At 41.4% G+C, this 19,176-nt stretch carries 16 protein-coding genes and 3 pseudogenes; 8 read left to right on the forward strand and 11 right to left on the reverse strand.

All coding sequences use genetic code 11. The annotated features are described in order from the left end of the window. Nucleotides 1-586 precede the first annotated feature (586 nt). Nucleotides 587-727 (forward strand): annotated as a pseudogene (locus EWV66_RS24510) (RNA-guided endonuclease TnpB family protein); the annotation flags it as partial. An 11-nt stretch (nucleotides 728-738) separates the two neighbouring features. On the opposite strand, the gene EWV66_RS23265 reads toward EWV66_RS24510, so the two are convergent. The 4 genes from EWV66_RS23265 to EWV66_RS23280 all read right to left on the reverse strand — a co-directional run bounded on the left by EWV66_RS23265 (nucleotide 739) and on the right by EWV66_RS23280 (nucleotide 4,338). Further along, on the reverse strand, nucleotides 739-1,428 hold the full coding sequence (locus tag EWV66_RS23265) for a potassium channel family protein (RefSeq protein ID WP_002750520.1): 690 nt from the start codon (nucleotides 1,426-1,428) through the stop codon (nucleotides 739-741). A 92-nt stretch (nucleotides 1,429-1,520) separates the two neighbouring features. Beyond that, the gene (locus tag EWV66_RS23270) at nucleotides 1,521-2,855 is read right to left on the reverse strand and encodes a TrkH family potassium uptake protein (protein WP_052277515.1); all 1,335 of its coding nucleotides are present in this window, start codon (nucleotides 2,853-2,855) and stop codon (nucleotides 1,521-1,523) included. A 9-nt stretch (nucleotides 2,856-2,864) separates the two neighbouring features. Next, nucleotides 2,865-4,013, reverse strand: a complete 1,149-nt coding sequence (locus EWV66_RS23275) for a glycosyltransferase family 4 protein (protein WP_287107823.1) — start codon at nucleotides 4,011-4,013, stop codon at nucleotides 2,865-2,867. Between the two features lie 169 nt (nucleotides 4,014-4,182). Continuing rightward, nucleotides 4,183-4,338, reverse strand: coding sequence for a DUF2256 domain-containing protein (locus EWV66_RS23280; protein ID WP_002765473.1), 156 nt, complete (start codon nucleotides 4,336-4,338; stop codon nucleotides 4,183-4,185). A gap of 36 nt (nucleotides 4,339-4,374) precedes the next feature. Between EWV66_RS23280 and EWV66_RS23285 the strand changes: the two genes are divergently transcribed. Both EWV66_RS23285 and EWV66_RS23290 read left to right on the forward strand, forming a co-directional pair. Then, entirely contained in the window at nucleotides 4,375-5,175 is an 801-nt protein-coding gene (locus tag EWV66_RS23285) for an RNA methyltransferase (RefSeq protein ID WP_287107824.1), read from the forward strand. 27 nt (nucleotides 5,176-5,202) lie between these two features. Next, nucleotides 5,203-6,384 (forward strand): serine hydrolase, encoded by a 1,182-nt coding sequence (locus tag EWV66_RS23290; protein ID WP_287107825.1) that lies wholly within the window; start codon nucleotides 5,203-5,205, stop codon nucleotides 6,382-6,384. Nucleotides 6,385-6,387: 3 nt separating this feature from the next. Here EWV66_RS23290 and EWV66_RS23295 read toward each other — a convergent pair whose 3' ends face one another. Beyond that, nucleotides 6,388-6,654 carry a glutaredoxin family protein gene (locus EWV66_RS23295; protein WP_008204472.1) on the reverse strand — a complete coding sequence of 89 codons (267 nt, stop codon included), beginning with the start codon at nucleotides 6,652-6,654 and terminating at the stop codon, nucleotides 6,388-6,390. An 8-nt stretch (nucleotides 6,655-6,662) separates the two neighbouring features. Between EWV66_RS23295 and EWV66_RS23300 the strand changes: the two genes are divergently transcribed. From EWV66_RS23300 to EWV66_RS24280, 4 genes and pseudogenes are all read left to right on the forward strand, one after another. After that, on the forward strand, nucleotides 6,663-6,902 hold the full coding sequence (locus EWV66_RS23300; RefSeq protein ID WP_052277519.1) for a hypothetical protein: 240 nt from the start codon (nucleotides 6,663-6,665) through the stop codon (nucleotides 6,900-6,902). 525 nt (nucleotides 6,903-7,427) lie between these two features. Beyond that, nucleotides 7,428-8,132 (forward strand): Uma2 family endonuclease, encoded by a 705-nt coding sequence (locus EWV66_RS23305; protein ID WP_072927366.1) that lies wholly within the window; start codon nucleotides 7,428-7,430, stop codon nucleotides 8,130-8,132. A gap of 172 nt (nucleotides 8,133-8,304) precedes the next feature. Next, a pseudogene (locus EWV66_RS23310) lies at nucleotides 8,305-8,496 on the forward strand (ParA family protein); the annotation flags it as partial. 120 nt (nucleotides 8,497-8,616) lie between these two features. Continuing rightward, nucleotides 8,617-8,841, forward strand: a pseudogene (locus EWV66_RS24280) (hypothetical protein); the annotation flags it as partial. A 662-nt stretch (nucleotides 8,842-9,503) separates the two neighbouring features. Here the strand turns inward: EWV66_RS24280 and EWV66_RS23315 are convergent. From EWV66_RS23315 to EWV66_RS23330, 4 genes are all read right to left on the reverse strand, one after another. After that, nucleotides 9,504-12,290, reverse strand: coding sequence for a cation-translocating P-type ATPase (locus EWV66_RS23315; RefSeq protein ID WP_287107826.1), 2,787 nt, complete (start codon nucleotides 12,288-12,290; stop codon nucleotides 9,504-9,506). A 306-nt stretch (nucleotides 12,291-12,596) separates the two neighbouring features. Then, nucleotides 12,597-13,703, reverse strand: coding sequence for a hybrid sensor histidine kinase/response regulator (locus EWV66_RS23320; protein WP_052277522.1), 1,107 nt, complete (start codon nucleotides 13,701-13,703; stop codon nucleotides 12,597-12,599). A gap of 132 nt (nucleotides 13,704-13,835) precedes the next feature. Continuing rightward, nucleotides 13,836-14,345 carry a DUF4164 family protein gene (locus EWV66_RS23325; protein WP_052277523.1) on the reverse strand — a complete coding sequence of 170 codons (510 nt, stop codon included), beginning with the start codon at nucleotides 14,343-14,345 and terminating at the stop codon, nucleotides 13,836-13,838. 53 nt (nucleotides 14,346-14,398) lie between these two features. Continuing rightward, nucleotides 14,399-15,958, reverse strand: coding sequence for a hypothetical protein (locus tag EWV66_RS23330; protein ID WP_287107827.1), 1,560 nt, complete (start codon nucleotides 15,956-15,958; stop codon nucleotides 14,399-14,401). Between the two features lie 140 nt (nucleotides 15,959-16,098). On the opposite strand from EWV66_RS23330, the gene EWV66_RS23335 reads away from it, so the two are divergent. Beyond that, nucleotides 16,099-16,590, forward strand: coding sequence for a hypothetical protein (locus EWV66_RS23335; protein ID WP_052277525.1), 492 nt, complete (start codon nucleotides 16,099-16,101; stop codon nucleotides 16,588-16,590). Here the strand turns inward: EWV66_RS23335 and EWV66_RS23340 are convergent. Together EWV66_RS23340 and EWV66_RS23345 are read right to left on the reverse strand one after the other, a co-directional pair. Then, nucleotides 16,587-17,621 (reverse strand): M42 family metallopeptidase, encoded by a 1,035-nt coding sequence (locus tag EWV66_RS23340; protein WP_287107828.1) that lies wholly within the window; start codon nucleotides 17,619-17,621, stop codon nucleotides 16,587-16,589. The two genes, EWV66_RS23335 and EWV66_RS23340, sit on opposite strands and share 4 nt — an antisense overlap. Nucleotides 17,622-17,735: 114 nt before the next feature. Beyond that, nucleotides 17,736-19,073 (reverse strand): helix-hairpin-helix domain-containing protein, encoded by a 1,338-nt coding sequence (locus EWV66_RS23345; protein ID WP_287107829.1) that lies wholly within the window; start codon nucleotides 19,071-19,073, stop codon nucleotides 17,736-17,738. Between the last annotated feature and the right edge of the window lie 103 nt (nucleotides 19,074-19,176).

A 19,176-nucleotide genomic window follows, 5' to 3' on the forward strand; every position in this document is an offset into this window, starting at 1 on the left:
TTGGTAATGACGTAGGAATGACAAACCCCGTGTAGTTGAGGAGCGGAATGACGAGAAATTGTCACGTTCCGTTTTGTAGAGCAGTAGGAGAGGCGACTCTCTTACTGACTTTAATTATCCTTAAAAGGGGACTAAGTACGGTAGGGCATCAAGGGGATTGGTTGAGAGAAGCGACTAGCGAGCAGAATTGAATAAACTCCTGTTTACTCATTCCATTTTTTGCTAGATTCGCTCTATCTGACACCCACTCAAGATTCGTCAACTCTTTAGCAAGGTCTGGTCTATTCTTCTTAGATTCGATGTGGTCAATATGCGTGTTTACTCCCAAAACCAGTTTTTCGCCTGTGTAAGGACAGTAAGGATGATCGTGGAATTTGGATTTCAAAATCGCTACGGTTTCTTTATCGCATTTGCCGATAGCGCACTTGACCGCATTTTGTATGTAATGATCTTCGCAAAGTTGATTGCTGTTAAGAAGTCTTGGTCTAATGCAAAAACGGCAAAGACCTTTTTCGATACGATTTCTTCTTTCTTGAGCCTGATTTTTTCCCATACCAATATTATAGCGTACGCTATTAATAACGTACGCTTGTTGGGTACGGCAGGGCGTGTCGGAACTTTTGGGCTCGATCCAATAAACGCTTGGGGAGAGAATACCTCTACTTTTTCAGAAGCAATTCTGTCTAAGCAAGTAATCTCTGTGAACCAAGAATCCCCGTCTCTTTAGAGCGGGGAGTGTCAAATCGGTAAACGCTGAATATCTCGGTTAGAACCAATCACCACCATTGCTAAATCCTTGTGTAATCTTTCTTGGGGATTGGGGTTAATCTTGAATTTTTCCGCATTACCGACAGCGACAATATTTAACCCATAACGATTACGAATTTCTAACTCTGCTAGGGTTTTACCGTGAAAAGCTTCCGGGACTTTTAACTCGACAATACTATGTTCGGGATCGAGATCAAATCGTTCTAAAATTGATGGTCTAGTTAAACGGTGCGCTAACTCACAACCAGCATCGTATTCGGGAAAAACTACTAAATCTGCACCAACTTTTTTGAGTAATTTTCCATGGATTTCTGTGGAGGCTTTAGCGGCGACAAAATTAACCCCCGCTTCCTTACAATTGAGAGTAGTAATGATACTTTCTTCCACGTATTTACCAATAGCGACAATCACCGTATCGGTTTCAAAAATTCCCGCTTCTCGCAGAGCGTTAGGTTTGGTAGAATCAAGCTCGATCGCATTATCTACTATCCGATCAGATAACGCTTGCGCTACTAATCCTTCGTCAATATCTGTCCCTACCACCTGATAACCTTGTTTGCGTAGGGTTTCACAGACGGCGCGCCCAAATCTGCCTAATCCGATGACGGCAAATTGACGATTTTGGGGACGCATACTACTAAAAAATTTAATTGATTGCATAAGAAGTTAAACTGTTACGCATTTAAAATGCTAGTGTCAATGAGTGAGGAGACAGGAGAAACTGATAACTGATAACTGATAACTGATATTAATTATCCCACTAAAAGGTTTTCTTCGGGGTAATTAATAACTGTTGGTTTTGGATCGCCGATAATAGCCGCTATTAAAAGTATAACTCCTACCCGTCCCAGATACATCATAAAAACAATAATTAACTTAGAAATCGGTGATAAAGCGGCGGTTATTCCCATAGATAAGCCGACAGTTCCAAAGGCAGAAACTACCTCAAAAAATAGTTGAATCATTTTAAAATCTGTCTCCACAAATGAGATAGCTAGGGTGGAAATAATAATCGCTATAACCGAACCAAAAACCACCGCCATTGACTTTAAAATTAACGGCATGGGAATGCGTCTTTGATAGAGAGTCACTTCTTCATGTCCCCGTAAAACCGAGCGGGTACAGTTATATAAAATCCTAAAAGTTGTGGTTTTAATACCTCCCCCTGTACCACTAGGACTGGCTCCTATAAACATCAAAGCCATGGTAATTAATAAACCTTCCACGGAAATTTTACCAATATCAATGGTATTAAATCCTGCTGTTCTCGATGTTACCGATTGGAACCAAGCGGCCAGGAATTTATCTTTAAGTGATAAATTAGCTAAAGTGTCACCATTTCCCTGTTCAGTAAGTAGAAAAGCTAATGTTCCTATCACTAATAAAAATATGGTTGTGCTGATAGCAACTTTGTAGTTAAGCGAAAAAACAAAGCCTTTTCGTTTATATTGAAAGCGGTAAATAAACCAAGTGTAAAACTCGATAATTACCTGATAACCGATACCTCCAAAAATGATTAATCCTGTGATAGATAAGTTAATAATAATTGAAGAATGATAGGAAATTAAGTTATCTTTAAACAAGCCAAAACCCGCATTATTCCAAGCACTAATACTATGAAATAAAGATAACCATACCGCATATCTAAAATCATACTTTTGGGCGAAGACAGTTAACATAACAAAAGTTGCTGTTAACTCAAAAACTAAAGTAGTAGCAATCACTGATTTCATTAAACTTTGACTACCTTGTAGGAAAGGTCGATCAAAGGATTCTTGAATTGCTAACTTCTGTCTCAGGTCAAATTTTCGCCCAATTAATAACATTAAAAAAGTGGTAGTGGTCATATATCCCAGTCCACCCACTTGAATTAATAAAGCAATAAATAATTGACCCCAAAAAGAAAAATAAGTACCCGTATCTACCACTGCTAAACCCGTGACACAGACAGCAGAAGTGGAGGTAAAGAGGGCAACAATTGGGTCATTCCAAGTGCCGCTAGTGGTAGAAACAGGCAACATCAACAGGGAAGTTCCCGCTAAAATTACCGCAATAAATCCCAAGCAAATTGTCCGGGCAATCGTCATATAAATTCCTTAGTGAAAGTAGCTAAGAGAAGATTGTTTTTGGGCTAACACTTCTTGATAAACTAACTGTAAGCGATCAATATTTTTGCTAAGAGTGTAAGAGTCTAAAACTCTTTGACGGGCTTTTTGACCTAAAATTGTGGTTAATTCGGGATGATCTCGTAATACAGGCAAGAGAGTTTTTAATTGGGTAATTAGTCCTTTAGTATCTAGAACTATTCCCGCACCTTTTAACACTTCCCCATCGGCACCCACATCCGTAGCCAGACAAGCAACACCGCAGGCCATCGCTTCCAAGAGGGAAATCGATAAACCCTCCACTAAAGAGGGTAAAATAAAGCCGTCAACCCCGCGCAAAATTTCAATTCGTTTATTTTCATCGCCGATAAAACCTAACCAGATAATACCATCTTCTTCTCCATAAAAAGGCTTGAGGGAAGGAGTTAACGGACCATCGCCAACAATGAGCAGTTTGCATCTACCCCCTAAATTGGTTTTTTTCCAAGCTTTCAATAAAGATTCTACATTTTTCTCCGGCATGATCCGACCGAGATAAATAAATAAACAATCGGCATTGTATTGAGCTTTAATATTCGATAGTCCTGGACAATACTTATTAATATCAACCCCATTGGGAATAATTGCTAATTTTTCTTCGGGAACTCCCAATTTAACTAAAAAATCCCGTTGAGAGGTGGAAAAAATAATTACTTTATCGTAATTAGCTAAAAAAGGGGCGTGTAGTTGGTAGGTTAATAATTGGGTACTGGAGATGATATTGCGAATTTTACTATCAAAAGCCGGGTGAAAAGTCGCCACCAGAGGCAAATCTAAAGACTCACAAATTTCTGGTAGCAGAAAATCGAGGGGAGACAGGGGTAAGGACGCATGAACTAGATCGGGTTTCAGTTCCCTGAGTTTATCCTGTAGAACCCGACTCGATTTCAGGGTGGGAATAGTATAGACTTGGGAACTATAGAGACGTGGCAGGGTGATTTCGTCGTAAAAGTCAGGCCAATCGCTTACGGTGGGTTTTTCGGAAGAAAAATGCAGAAAACTGACTTGATAATCTCGATCGAGCAGGGAATTAGTCACTTCTCGCCCATAGGTAACGTTACCGCAAAAAGGAGATTTTTTTCCTAACCAGGCAATGTGCATTGAGATTCTCTTAAGAAAAAGTTAATTTAGCCAAGTATCAGCTTACTAAATTAACCGTAAAATTAAAAGCTAATAGAGTACCTCAGCAAAATTAATTACCCATCTAAGTCCTCAGCTAAAAATTGCCTTTTGCAAGAGTGCCTATTTGATAGTTAAAATTCTCGGCTTTTTACTGATTCACCGAGGACTTGCGACGACGACAGCGTTCCGAACAGTATTTGACCTCATGCCAACAGTTTTGCCACTTTTTGCGCCAAGTAAAGGATAAACCGCAAACGGGACAAATTTTACTGGGAAGATCGGACTTCGAGGGCTGACGTGCCATGATTAAAATTAAAAAGTCAAAAACTGCGCCTTATCTATGAGTGTAGATGAAAATAATCAGAGTTCCCCACTCGATCGCCTGAGAATTATTTTAGTTGAACCAGCCGGAGCCTTAAATGTGGGTTCCACTGCCAGAATTATGCGGAATATGGGCTTAAGTCGCTTAATTATCGTCAATCCCGTCTGTGATATCCTTGCAGAAGAAGCGCGACGCATGGCAGTACACGGGATTGAAGTCCTAGAAAACTGTTCACAGGTAGCCACCCTTGGGGAAGCTTTGCAGGGTTGTCATCGCATCATTGCCACCACCTCGAAACCCCGTCACCTGAATACTCCCCTTGAAACACCCCGGACCGCCTTACCCTGGTTACTCACCCCTAACCTAGAATCGGCCCTAATTTTCGGGCCAGAAGACCGGGGTTTAAGTAACAGCGAACTGAACCACGCCCAGCGTTTTGTCGGTATTCCCGCTAATCCTCAATATTCCTCCCTCAATCTCGCCCAAGCGGTGGCGGTTTGCTCCTACGAACTGTACCAAATGACCAGGGAAAATAGGCTCGAAACCCCGGTAGAAACGCTCCCTAATGCCACTTTTGAAGCTCTAGAAGGCTATTATCAGCACTTAGAGAGCTTTTTGCTCAAAATTGGCTATCTTTACCCCCACACCGCCGCCGCTAGGATGGAGAAATTCCGGCAATTTTATCATCGGGCCCGGCCCACGGTGGAGGAATTAGCCCTGCTGCGGGGTATTATCGGTCATATTGAAAGTATCGGGCAACTTTTTCTCGGTCTTGATAGTCTCAAGGGCAAGAAAAAAAATTCTCCTAGCGATCGATAATAAATCTGGATACCCTTGAGGAAAACCGTGACTCGTCAAGTAACTCGTCGTCCTACTAAAGTCCAATCTGGCCCTGGGTCCCCTAGGTCCCTGGACTCAAACAACAAAAAAAAGCCTGTAGCCGTTAAAAGGGCAAAAAAACAGCGTAAACCTAACCTAATCGCTTCTTTTCTCCTTCAGGTTCTTCGCTTCTCTATCCTTGGTGTCGGTTTAGGTGCGATCGCTGGTACGGTTTTAACGGTGGTGGATCCGAGCAAATTACCCCTACACCCAAAACCCACCGCTACTAATTCCCCGACTCCCAAACCCGTCACCCCAAAACCGACCACCTTAGTTTTAAACGAAAATCTCAGCAGCCTTAACCAGAAATTACAGGCTTTAGCGGTCAAATATCCGAAATTACAGGCCGGAGCTTTATTTATTGACCTTGATAACGGTGCTTACGCTAATTTTCGAGGAGATACTATTTTTGCTGCCGCTAGTACGATTAAAATCCCGATTCTGGTGGCCTTTTTTGAGGATGTGGACGCGGGGAAAATTCGTCTCGATGAAACCCTTGTGGCCACTAAGGATGTCCTGGCCAGTGGGTCTGGGGATATGGAGTATCTAGGAGTGAATAAAACCTATACTGCCCTAGAAACCGCCACTAAAATGAACGTAATTAGCGATAATACCGCTACTAATATGTTAATTAAGCGCATGGGCGGCAAAAAGGCTCTTAATCAGCGTTTTCAAGCTTGGGGTTTGACCAGTACGGTAATTAATAACCCTTTACCAGACTTGGAAGGAACCAATACCACAAGTCCGAGAGATTTGGTGACAATCTTAGGAAAAGTTAATCAAGGGGAATTACTCAGTTTACGTTCCCGCGATCGTCTATTAAATATTATGCAGGAAACGCGCACTCGCACCCTGCTGCCCCAAGGTATCGAGAAATCCGCCGATATTGCCCATAAAACCGGTGATATTGGCTCGATGTTAGCGGATGCGGGGATTATTGATATGCCCAACGGGAAACGCTATCTAGGAGCAGTGATGGTCAAACGTCCCCACAATGATAGTAACGCTAGGACTCTGATTCAACAAATATCGCGCACGGCCTACCAACACTTTAAATGGTATCAAACTCAACCGGCAGCCAAACCGCAACCAGTCGCCCAGTCTTCTCCCTCTCCTAGTCCAGTCGTTAGTCCTAGTCCGGGTAATTAGCCCCTAGGTTAAATTATTGGCTAAAAGACGGGCCAATTGTTCGGCATTTGCCCGGGGGGAAAGACGAGGAAGGATTTTTTCCCCCGTGGCCAGTTTTTGACAGAGGACGGGGATTTCGTACTGATAAGCGTTAAACCAATCCTCTCGACTGGTAATGTCCCTAATTTCTAACTGCCAGTCCGGTTGACGGATTTTTTCTAGTTTCTCTAGCAACCCTTCGCAAAGATGACAGTCCGGTTTACTGTATAAAATTAGTTCTATGGTAGTCATAAATATTTATGTTCATTACCTCCACGATTAGTCTCTCATCAACAATTCTACAAACTCCCACACCCACAACGACTTTAAATAATAATTTAGTTAATTCAGGTTCTCAAGATCTAGTCTATATCGGTGTGTTTCTTCTGGCAATTACCCTGGTCATGGTTATTGGTATTATCAATAAGAAAATTGAATACGCTCTCATTTTTGCCGCCACTCTCACTGTGATTTTAATTGCTTTCCTCTGGTTTTTATAAGTCCTTCAACCAAGGGGATTGAAGGCAAATCCCCCTTAATAAAGATTAACGGCTCTCGTTGATTCACCTTCACCGAATTGTTAAGTAATTCGAGTTCAGACTTGACAAAAATCTCCCTAGGACCGAGCGGAAGATTAAGGAGTGCATCTCACATTTGCAGAAATACCGACAATTAGCAATTATCAGTGACTCTTAAATTAGTACAAAAATATGAACAATCGCGTGTAAGCATCCCACCGAAAAACTAATGCGCTCCGGGGTTTGGGTCCCAACGGGGGGTTTGGGTAGGGTTGATTCATGAATCAACCCTACTATGAATCAACCCTACCCAAAAGCTTGGATTGAGTGATAAAACCGAAAGTAACGCCCAATTTTAGGAGAAAGTTTCCCCTTAAAAATCCCAAATTAGTAGATTTACAAAAATGAGATGCACCCCAAGCAAAACGATCGGACTTATAATATAATTGTATTGATTGTCCCTTGTTGCTAGAATCACCCCAAATTGACTCAATGGGTTTATAAACGATGACAACCCTAGATATTGCTACCGATATTGTCTGTCCTCCCACCGATTTATGGAGTGATGAACCACCCGTGGAAAGTGATCTGCATTTACAACAAATTATTTTATTATTATCTTGTCTTGATTGGCTCTGGCAAGATAGAAACGATTACTATGCCTCGGGCAATTTGACTATTTATTATAACGAAAGACAACTGAAACAGCGAGATTTTTGTGGACCAGATTTTTTCGTGGTTTTAGATACAGAGAAACGTCCCAGGAAAAGTTGGGTCGTCTGGGGAGAAGGGGGTAAATATCCCAATGTAATCATCGAAATTCTCTCCGATTCCACCGCTAATGTGGACAGAAAAGCCAAAAAGGAACTATATCAGCATACTTTCCGGACTCCTGAGTATTTTTGGTTTGATCCTAATACCTTAGAATGGCAAGGATTCACTTTAATCGAGGGACAATACCAACCGATTACCCCCAATGAAAACGGTTATTTATGGAGTAAGCAACTAGGATTATATTTAGGGATTTTTGCCAATAAATTGCGCTATTTCACCGAATCGGGTGAATTAGTCCCCACCCCTCAAGAGTCGGCCCAACAGGAAAGATTAGCCAAAGAACGGGAAAGATTAGCCAAAGAAAGAGAACAACAACGGGCGGAAAAATTAGCCCAAAAGCTGCGAGAATTGGGCATTAATCCCGATGAAATTGCTTAAATATCCAGTTGGGGGTTTTAGGGTGGAAACCATGGCGCAATTTTTCCTTAATTGCTAGGCATTAAGACGAGGAATCCGAAAGTCTGATTATAGCCTAGAAATCATGGCAAAATCTCCACACTGATGTTATGATAACGACCAAGGGTAACAATCTTCAAATATAATTAATGCCATGGTGCAAAAAATAGCTTTTTTTAATCATAAAGGTGGAGTGAGCAAAACTACAACCACTTTTAACCTTGGTTGGATGCTTGCTGAGAAGGGCAAAAGAGTAATTATTGTCGATACCGATCCCCAATGTAACTTAACTGGTATGGCTTTGACTAATGAAAGTGAAGATAGGGAGGAAAGACTACAAGCAATCTAAGTAGGGAGGCGCAATTATTTGTAGGATGGGTTAGCGGTAGCGTAACATAATCGGGCGTTGGGTTTCATGCTTCAACCCAACCTACGTTCATCTTATATTTAATTCCACCCACCTACTTACAATACTTGCTCTAATATTAAAACAGCTTTAGCACCTGCTTTTGAGTCTCAACCGAGATTAATTGAAGCTGTGGAATGTATTCCTATTGATGGTCGTGATAACTTATTTTTACTGCCCAGTCATGTGGGGTTGGCTGAATGTGAAGTTACCCTAGGTCTTGCTCAAGAACTTAGTGGGACAATTCAGACTTTAAAAAATCTCCCTGGTGCGATTACATATTTATGGCTCTTCGGTAATTGTGGCTCTTCGTTACTTGTTATGGTTCGATAGGGGGGCATAAATCGACTAAATCCTTATCTGGCAAGAGACTTAATTGATTAGTTCGCTCTAAATTGACAAAAATCGCTAAATGCCTTTCTATATAACCCACATTCCGCACCCTAAGCTGTCACAGAGAGAAATTACGGAGAGAAAAAATCAAAGTGAGCATAAAAATAAACATAAGGAGCGAAAAAAGGCATTTGAGAAACAGTAAAGCACCAAAAATGGCATCAAAACCTATTCTCAATAAGGAGCAATAAGAATTAACACCACCTAGAGGAGTCAACAGATAAATAAAAGAAGAAATCCAAGAGATAAATCATAATTTAGAATAATCAATTAAAGTAAAAAACTAAATTATAGACATAGTAAAATGGAGCTATAAATCAAAGATATTAGCTCATGTTCACTCATAGAAATTAAATTGATAGAGATAATAATTAGGGTTCTTCGTTACTTGGTATGGTTCAATAGGGGGGCATAAATCGACTAAATCCTTATCTGGCAAGAGTTCTATTGATTAGTTCGTTCTAGAGCAAAAACAATTGACAAAAATCGCATCAATGTCCTTACGGATTTAGTATCAGTTCACTGTTTACCGAACAATGAAAAAAGCCCCCCGATTATCGCCGATGATACCAACGGGTAAATAATTTTTCTAACTCCACCCAAACGAATAACAAGGTACTAAATCCCAAACAGATTAATAATTCTTCTTTAGTTAAAAATTGAGTACCGAAAAAATCTCGCAGAGCAGGAACATAGATTAACATCAGTTGAAAAATTGTCGTCAGGGTTACTGCTACCCAGAGATAGGGATTAGTCAAAGGATTCATTTCTATGGTAAGATGATCGCTCGATCGCACAGAAATGGCATGACCCATTTGAGCTAAACAGAGAGTAGTAAAAACCATAGTTTTCCATGAACCAGTATTACCAAAAAGCGGATCCAAGCGCACAGCGATAACCATTTGAGTGATATTAATAATCGAAAAAATAATCCCAATTCTCACGATATAAGTTCCCAAACCGCGAGCAAAAATACTTTCTTGGGGACTAAAAGGAGGGCGACGCATAATATTAGAAGAAGCGGGTTCCACTGCCAAAGCTAAAGCAGGTAAACCATCGGTAACTAAATTCATCCAGAGAATTTGTAGGGGAGTTAGGGGAGTAACTAAACCCAAAAGAGGCGAAGCGGCGATAGTAATCACTTCCCCGATATTACTGCCGAGAATATATTTAATAAAACTGCGAATATTGTTATAAACCACTCGCCCTTCTTCCGTGGCAGCGACGATAGTGGCAAAATTATCATCAAGGAGAATCATATCACTAGCCTCTTTGGTGACATCGGTTCCAGCGATTCCCATGGCAATGCCGATATCTGCTTGTTTCAAGGCCGGAGCATCATTCACCCCATCTCCAGTCATAGCAACAAATTTACCCTTTTTTTGCAAGGCGCGGACAATGGTTAATTTATGTTCGGGGGAGACACGGGCATAGATGTTAGTTTTGTCAATAAGGTTTTCTAGCTGAATTGGTGATAATTTATCTAATTCTTGCCCTGAGATGACTAAAGCTCCCGCTTGGGCAATACCAAGACTTTTAGCCACCGCTAGAGCAGTTAATTGATGATCGCCGGTGATCATGATTGGACGGATTCCCGCTTCTCGACACCTAGCCACGGCGATTTGTACCTCCGGTCGCGCTGCGTCGATCATACCGACCATTCCTAACCAAATTAGCTCATCTTCGCTGATTTCAGTTGATTCTGACGGATAAATCAGGTTTTTGTAGGCTAATCCTAAGACTCGTAAACCCCTGTTAGCCATAGCATTGTTAGCGACTAAGACTTTTTCTTTTTCCCTATCCCCAAAAGGAAGACTTTCTAATCCCGATTGATAGGAGAGACATTGTTCAAGGATTAATTCTGGGGAACCTTTGGTAAATAGTACGGGATTGACTCCTTGACAAATGACCGACATTCGCTTTCTTTGGGAAGAAAAGGGGATTTCAGCGATTCTAGGGAACTCTTGCTTGGTTAGGGATAAATTTAAGCCCGCTTTCGCCCCTAAAACTAATAAGGCTCCTTCTGTGGGATCGCCTAAAATGCTATCGTGACCATTATCGAGGTATAAACTGGCATCGTTGCAGAGGACACTGGCAATTAAGAGATGATGTAATTCTAGATCGGTTTTGGGATCGATCGCCCGTTGCTCGGAGTCTAAAAATTGTCCTTTTGGGCTATATCCTTCCCCAGTAACTGAAAAATTACGATTAATTGTCTCTATCTCGCGTACAATCATTTTATTTTCCGTTAGCGTCCCAGTTTTGTCGGAACAGATCACATTAACGGAACCGAGGGTTTCTACTGCCGGCAGTTTACGAATCAAGGCCTGACGTTTAACCATGCGTTGAGTACCTAGGGCGAGCGTTAGGGTGATAACTGCGGGTAATCCTTCGGGAACGACGGCTACTGCCATACTAAGGGAAACTTCCACTAATTCCTCTAGGGCCGACCAACCGGCATTGATCAGGCCGATGGTAATAGTCAGGGCAACTAAAATGAGAGAACCAGCAACAAGGACATTACCCAAGTGAGTCATTCTTTTTTGGAGAGGAGTGGGTTCATTGCCGACTGTTGCTAACATTTGAGCGATTTTGCCTAATTCCGTTGTCATCCCCGTATTGGTAACGATGACCTTGGCCCGGCCTTGCAGTACCTCTGTTCCGGTAAAGACAAAATTTAAGCGATCGCCGAGGGGAGTATCTCTGTCTAAGGGGTCAATGGAGGCGGATTTATTAACACTATTTGCCTCTCCTGTCAAGGCCGATTCGCGAATTTGCAGGTTAAAAGCTTCGATAATTTGGCCGTCGGCACTGATTTGGGTTCCCGCTTCAATCAGCATGATGTCCCCGGGGACGAGATTAACCGCGTCTATTTCTCTGCGTTGACCCTCGCGGATAACATTAACTTGGGGAGAGGAGAGTTTTTTTAAAGCGGCCAGAGCTTTTTCGGCGCGACTTTCTTGCAGATAGCCGAGGATACCATTGAGGATGACAATTGTTAAGATAGCGATCGTATCTTTGAAGGGAACACCAATTTTAGCCAGATGACCGCGCTGTAATGCCAGTAAATCCAGTCCCCCGGAAATTATGGCCACGGCAATTAAGAGGAGGAGCATAATATTGGTAAACTGATCTAGGAGAATTTGCCAATTACTGCGCCCTGGACGTTCTTTTAGTTCATTTTTGCCATAATATTTAATTCTTTGGGCGATTTGCTCCCTATTGAGGCCATTAACAGCCGAACTACCGAGGATAGATAGGGTGGTTTCCACCGGATAGGTATGCCAAGCTTGTTGCAAGTTAAGGCTAGAATGGGCAGAATAGTCGGCATTAGCGGCCATGGCAAGTGAAGATAGTTGATCTAAATAGATCTTAGCCCTTTCTTTCCGGGGTCACAGGAAAAAAACAAATGCTTAAACTGGCTCTTCCCTGCTCATAGACAGTCTTAAGGAGTAGTGTAGATAAGTAGCTGGTTATAATTAAATTAAAAATGGATTTTAGGTTCGATCCCCCCTGCCCCCCTTGATAAGGGGGGTGCCGATAGGCGGGGGGATCTGATAATTTTTAACGCCTACCTACTTCCTTAATCCCCCCTTGATAAGGGGGGTGTCTGAAAGTTTTTAACATCTACCTACTTAGTCAACAGCTTAGTAGGGTAAAGTAAACCAAAATTGTGAACCTTTTTCGTCATTATTCATAATGCCAATTTCACCTCCGTGAGCATGGATAATTTGACGACATAGATATAAACCTAGTCCTAAACTAATCTGATTATTATTGTTGCCTCGTTGATAGCGATCAAATAATTGTTTTCTCTGGGTTTCGCTAATTCCCACCCCATTATCGGCAATGCTGCACCAGAGATAATTGCCCTCTAGTCTAGCGGATAAAGTGATAATTATTCCTTGGGGATTGTGTTTAAGGGCATTGGCTAATAAATTCTCAAAAACTCGCCAGAGATGGTGAGCATCGGCATTAACTAAGGGTAAATCGGGGGAAAAATTATTAATTAAAGTTGCTTGATTTTCCTTTAATCTTAACTCCCATTCCTGACTGATCTGTTGACCGATTTCGTAGAGAGATAAAGGCTTTAGTTCTAGGGAAACTCCCCAAAGATCATTTTGTCGGGTTTCGACGAGAGAATCAATTAAAGTTAATTGTCGATCGCAACTGTCGGCCATCTGTTGTAAAATCTTCCGGGATACTTCTTTAGTTTCTCCCTGAGAATTTTTAATTAAATTATTTAATATCATTGACATCCCGATCACGGGATTGCGGAGATCATGAGAGACAGCATGAAGATAAATTTCTAAGGTTTCCTCAGTTTTTTGACGTTCTTGAATTTCGTTTTGTAGTTGTTTTTTTTGACGGCAAATAGTTAATTGATTTTCGATGCGGGCCATCACTTCTTCCCCTTGGAAAGGTTTAGAAATATAATCGACACCTCCCACTTGAAAAGCTTTGACTTTATCTAAGACATCATCAAGAGCGCTAATAAAAATCACGGGAATTTCTCTGGTTTTTTCATCAGCTTTTAACTGTTCACAAACTTGATAACCATTGAGATCGGGCATATTAATATCAAGGAGGATCAGGTCGGGAATTAGCGATCGCACTGTATTCAGGGCCATCTGTCCATTAATCGCTTTGCGTACCTGATAACCCTTCTCGGTGAGCATAATCGACAATAGCCTCACATTATTGGGCAAATCATCGACAATTAAGACACTAGAGCGCAGTGTGGGTTGAGTCATGCCGGTTATTTTATAACTCAAACTGTTTAAATAAAGTGTATAAAAAAACAGGGGCTTGCCGAAAAAGTTTTTCCCGGGGGCAGGGTATCGGGTGGTACAAGCGAGAAAGTCTCGTTACTCTACAGCGAGCGACTAGGGATTGTTGCCCATAAAAAAAGCACGGAACCCCACAGCAATCAAGGAACCACTCAAAAGAGTTATTAATGTCCAAATTTGGTTACTTTGGGTTCCTTCCACCTTGATCAGTCGATTATCCATACTATCGACTTTCTCTGTTAAAGTTGCTAGTCCTATCTTGACATCGGTGACATTTTTCTGTAGGGTTTCTAGCTTTTGCTCGACATTTTTCTGTAAAGTTTCTAGCTTTTGCTCAAACCTTTTTTCGAGATTATCTAGCTTTTGATCGAAACTTTTTTCGAGATTGTCTAGCTTTTGCTCAAACCTTTTTTCGAGATTATCTAGCTTTTGATCGAAACTTTTTTCGAGATTGTCTAGCTTTTGCTCAAACCTTTTTTCGAGATTGTCTAGCTTTTGCTCAACATCTTTCTGGAAGGTGTCTAGCTTTCGATCAACACCTTTAATACTATCTTTAATTTCCTTAAGGACAGATTCCAGGGAATAGGTAACGGTTTCTGCTGTCATTGCGGTTAACTCCTATCAGTCGAGAGATAATGTAATTATCGATAAAAATCCTCTTAATTCTCCACTTGATTTTTTTGGGAAAATCTCGCATCATCTTCCAATTTGTCGCTGATTTCCGGCAGTTTTAGCAATATTCCAGCGAATAACCAATAGTAAACAGAAACAGGCTCGACGGAGAGAGGATAATAGTAGGGGTTATAGCTAATAAAAAGTATAAAAATCCAGATACAGAGACCCCAATGCTTTAAAGCAGCATTTTTTACTTTTAAATAGGCTTTAAAGGTGAGAATACAGAGAATTGTCACCAGTGCCATAAAAGCGATAAAACCGACGATACCGATTTCGTAGAGGAGTTTAGCGTAGTAGGTTTCAATTAGTCTTATCCCTTCTTCTCCCGCTAGATGACGAGCGCCACTGCTGGCTGTGCCTAAACCAAAACCAAAAAGCTGTACATAATTGAACATCCACTGCATTTGATTGCCTACAAAGTCAATTGGAGACGAATAGAGCCAGCGATCGAGAAAATTTAGCCCTCTTTCCTGAATAAAGGGAATTAACGTCACCGCGAGCAGGGAAATCAGTCCCAAGATTCCCAATTTTAATGGTAACTTTCGTTTACTTTTGCTAGTAACAATAAAAAGAACCAAGTAAAACAAAGGTACTAGCAAAAAAGGTAATCTTTGTCCAGAAACCAGAGTCGCAAGCAAGACTAAAACCATGGCCACCCAACCAGCGACGCGCCATCTTTTTTGCGGATCACTAAAACTGGCCGCGTAACTGATGACGCTACTAGATACTAAAAACCAACCCCATTGCCAAGGATCGGAAAATGTGCCGGGGAGACGAATTAAGCCTCGATCGGGATTATACAACAATGAACCGCCGACAAAACATTGAGCTTTCAAGGTGGCTTTTTCGGTAATATTCGGATAAAATTCGGTGTCGGATTTCGGGACAAGAACTTCCAGTTGATTGAGGAATTCATTATCAGGACAGATACCTTGGACGAGTAAGAAGTATTGAATTAGAGCTAAAACACAACAGACTAAGATAATCACGATTAAAAGCCGATTAACCACGAATAAATCCCGTTTTTGCTCGATTAGATAGTAGCCACAGAGAACTAGGGGAATATAACTTAGGAGGATTTTTAATCCCACAATTCCCACAGCAATTGATCCTTGGGGCAGATTGACAAAAAGAAAAGTTATCAGGCTGCTGGCAAGTAAAATCAAAGTTATGATGATAAAAGGCTTGATTTGGGGGCGTAATTGCTTAAAAGTTTTGGTTTTAATTAAAATTGCCGCTAAAGCGGGGAAATAAAAGGCATCCTTGGCGATTTTGTAGAGAAGATGGGATTGATCGTAGCGAACTAGGTTGCCCAATACCTGAAAAACTCTCACCACGGCAAAAGTGACGGTACTACTGAGGGGAAGATAGATGATTAGGGCTAATAATCCCAGACGGGGATGGATAAAAGAAGCGACCATGGCAGGAACTGCCAAAATTCCTAATAAGGCTGCTTTTTTGTCAAATACAATCCCTAAAACTAGACTAATTAGTATAGTGGCGATCGCTAATATAATTAGTAACAGAGAGTTCCTCTCTTTCATTTCGTGCAGCTTGAACAGGTTTAGCAGAAAGTGTACCGGATTTTTGCCGAGATTCTCATTCTCAATGGCCGAGAGTTTCCTGTTGCTTCTTACCTGTTGCTATACTTATGTAAAATTTTATTTATCTCGATCTTGACTCCGTGGCCGAAAATCCTTCTTTTCAAGACCTTTATCAAGCTGGAATCAGTGCCTTTGAGCGTGGACAATATCGTCTTAGTATCCAGCAATTAAATGCGGCTTTATCCTTAATTTCCTTAGGATCCCGAGCAGGGGGCGAGATCCAAATTTGGTTAATTTCTGCCCATCAGGGGTTAGGAGAGGGGGAAAAAGCTAGTGAAATCTGTAGGCAACTTATTACCCATCCTATCTATCAAATTCGCGAACAGGCCAAGCGTCTGCTTTATATTATCGAAGCTCCCCGTCTCAAACGTCCAGATGAGTGGATGACGAAGATTCCCGATTTAGAGAAACTTCCCGATAGCGCACCGCAATTTAAAAAGGGAACAAATAAACAGAAAAAAGAAGAACCCCCCGCACCCATGCAGTTAGAGCAGCATAAAAATACTGTTTTTAGCGGATTGGCAATCGCTATTGTTCTATTGATGCTCTGGTTTTTTGCTAAAAATAGCTAAATTAGTTGACAATAAACTTCTAATATGCTAATGCAGTTAGCTATGGCTCCTAAATGGGCGATTTCATAACCGTGGGTGTTTTGGGTGGGAAAACCTAAGCAAGCGGCCTTAGCTATATGACCGAATTTCATGGCAATGGAGGCATCGCTACCAAAACCACTAATAATGGCTAATTGCAGCGGTATTCCCGCCTTTTCGGCCGCGGTTCGTAATTCTTGATTTAATTGCTCATCATAGATACCGTAACCATCCTGAGACAATAACACAGGATTGCTGCCATCCTTAATCGGATATTCAGGAGCGAGGGGACAGATTTCTAGGGCAATTAAAGCATCTAAGCGGTTATTTGCGGTAAAAAATAAGGCTCCTAAGGCTCCTACCTCCTCCTTGGCTGAGGCAACCAGATATATATCTACCGCAGGGTTAATGATTCTGGCCGCTAATGCCAAAAGAATCGCCACGGAAGCTTTATTATCGAGGGTATAACTGGCAATGTAGTCTTTTAGTCGAAAGGGTTGTTTTCGGTGTTTTCCCACCACGACTCGACTACCGACGCGCACCCCACAAGCGTCTAATTCTTCCGGAGTCAATTTCGTCTCTATCCATGCGGATTCCCAGGTGACGGGAGTGTTTTCCTGCTGGACTTTTTGCGGGGATTCATGGGAAATATGACGGGAACCAAAGGAGAGAATCCCCGATCTGGTTTCCCTATCACCGATAATATCTACCACCCCCTCTCCGTAAATCCAAGGAAAAGCTCCCCCGAGTCGGCGAATTTGCAGAGTACCATCGGGATTAATTGCCTTGATAATAGCGCCAATTTCGTCTTTATGGCCAGTAATAGCAATTTTTTTAGTCGAATTTCGTCCTTTAATTTTGCCGATGACATTTCCCGCTTGATCTTGCCATGTTTCTAATCCTAACTCTTGAAAGCGTTGTAGTAAAAAGCGATCGATTTCCGTTTCCATTCCACTAGGAGAATGATGGAGGACAAGAGTGGCAATAGTATCAAAGAGGTGATCAAAATCCATATTTGTCTTGATTTGTGGGTCGAGAGAGAATTATTATCGAAACAGGAAATCGAGAAGGTTTTACAGGAACAATCTTGGTGCAGCCATGGCTCTTGGGTGATTGCCAGTTAGCATTTAATGATTAATCAGAGGTGCAGAATTAGCCAGAAAACCCGCAACTTTTAGAGACTCTAGCACCGAATTGTCATCCTCTACCCAATAGTTTTGTCCTAAACGCACAAATTGACGCTGAGTTCCCGCACCGATGGTGGCAATAACGGGAACTTTTGCCTTTTGTTTGTCTCCCGATTGCAGAATACTTTTAAGAAGATTTTGACGATTTTGGTTGACGACATCTTGCATCGATAAATTAACCATCACCATTTTAATGGTTTCGATCGGTTCCGCATCTTCGATAATTAATTGTACCCGATCATCTCGGCGATCAACTTTTCCCCACACCATTAAAGTGGCTTCCTCCACTAATAATTTTTGCAGACGTTCGTAGGTATCGGAAAAAACCACCGCTTCCGACTGTCCCGAGGCATCTTCTAGGGTTAAAAAGGCCATGGGAGTCCCTTTTTTGGTCATAATTTTCTTGACAGCATTTAATAGGACAATGGCACTGACTTTTTTTCTGGTTTTGTGTTCTTCCAAGTCAGCTAAATTGATAGGAGATAGGACTTGAGCGGCTCTTTGTAAAGCTTTTAAAGGATGTTCGGAAACATAAAACCCCAAATGTTCTTTTTCCAGTTTTAACTTTTCCTGTAGGGAAAAATCTTCTACTGCGGTGGCACTGGGAGACTGTTCAAACTCGGATTCTTGTTTATTTTCTGTGCTACCCCCTAGCATATCAAAAATATTCATTTGACCACTTTCTTTCTCTTTGGTGCGTTTTTGCGCCCAAGCAACTACTAATTCTAAATCTTCAATTAATTGATGGCGATTCGGTTGAATTTTATCAAAAGCACCACAATAAATTAGCGTTTCTAAAGCTCTTTTGTTGATCACTCGCAAATCAACACGCTCGCAAAAATCCCCTAAGGAAGTAAACTTTCCTGCTGTTGCTTCCCGGGCTTTTAAAATAGCCTCGATCGCATTTTCGCCCAGGTTTCTAACTGCGGACAAACCAAAGAGAATTTTGCGCCCAATCGGGGTAAAATGTTTTTGCGATCGATTGATGTCGGGAGGTTCAACATCGATATTCATTTTCTGACAGTTTTCTCGATACTTTTCCACCTTATCCTGATTATCGCTACTAGCAGTTAGTAACGCTGTCATATATTCCACAGGATAATTAGCTTTTAAATAAGCAGTTTGATAGGTAACGTAAGCGTAGGCAGTGGAGTGAGATTTATTAAAACAATTGGAGGCAATTAACCCGTTGCCCAGCAAAAAATTATGATCTTTCTCCACACCAATATCGTAAACGGGTTTTCTTCCCAAGCATTGACGACCGATAATTTTAACCATATTAGTAACTCAACTTTCCAGAGATTTTGGCAACGGTGCTAATAGAAATATAGCATTTCTTTGCTCAATCAGGCTCCCCAGGACAAAAAAATTACCAGATTAA

Source organism: Microcystis sp. M_OC_Ca_00000000_C217Col (assembly GCF_007095585.1).
Classification (GTDB): Bacteria; Cyanobacteriota; Cyanobacteriia; order Cyanobacteriales; family Microcystaceae; genus Microcystis; species Microcystis panniformis.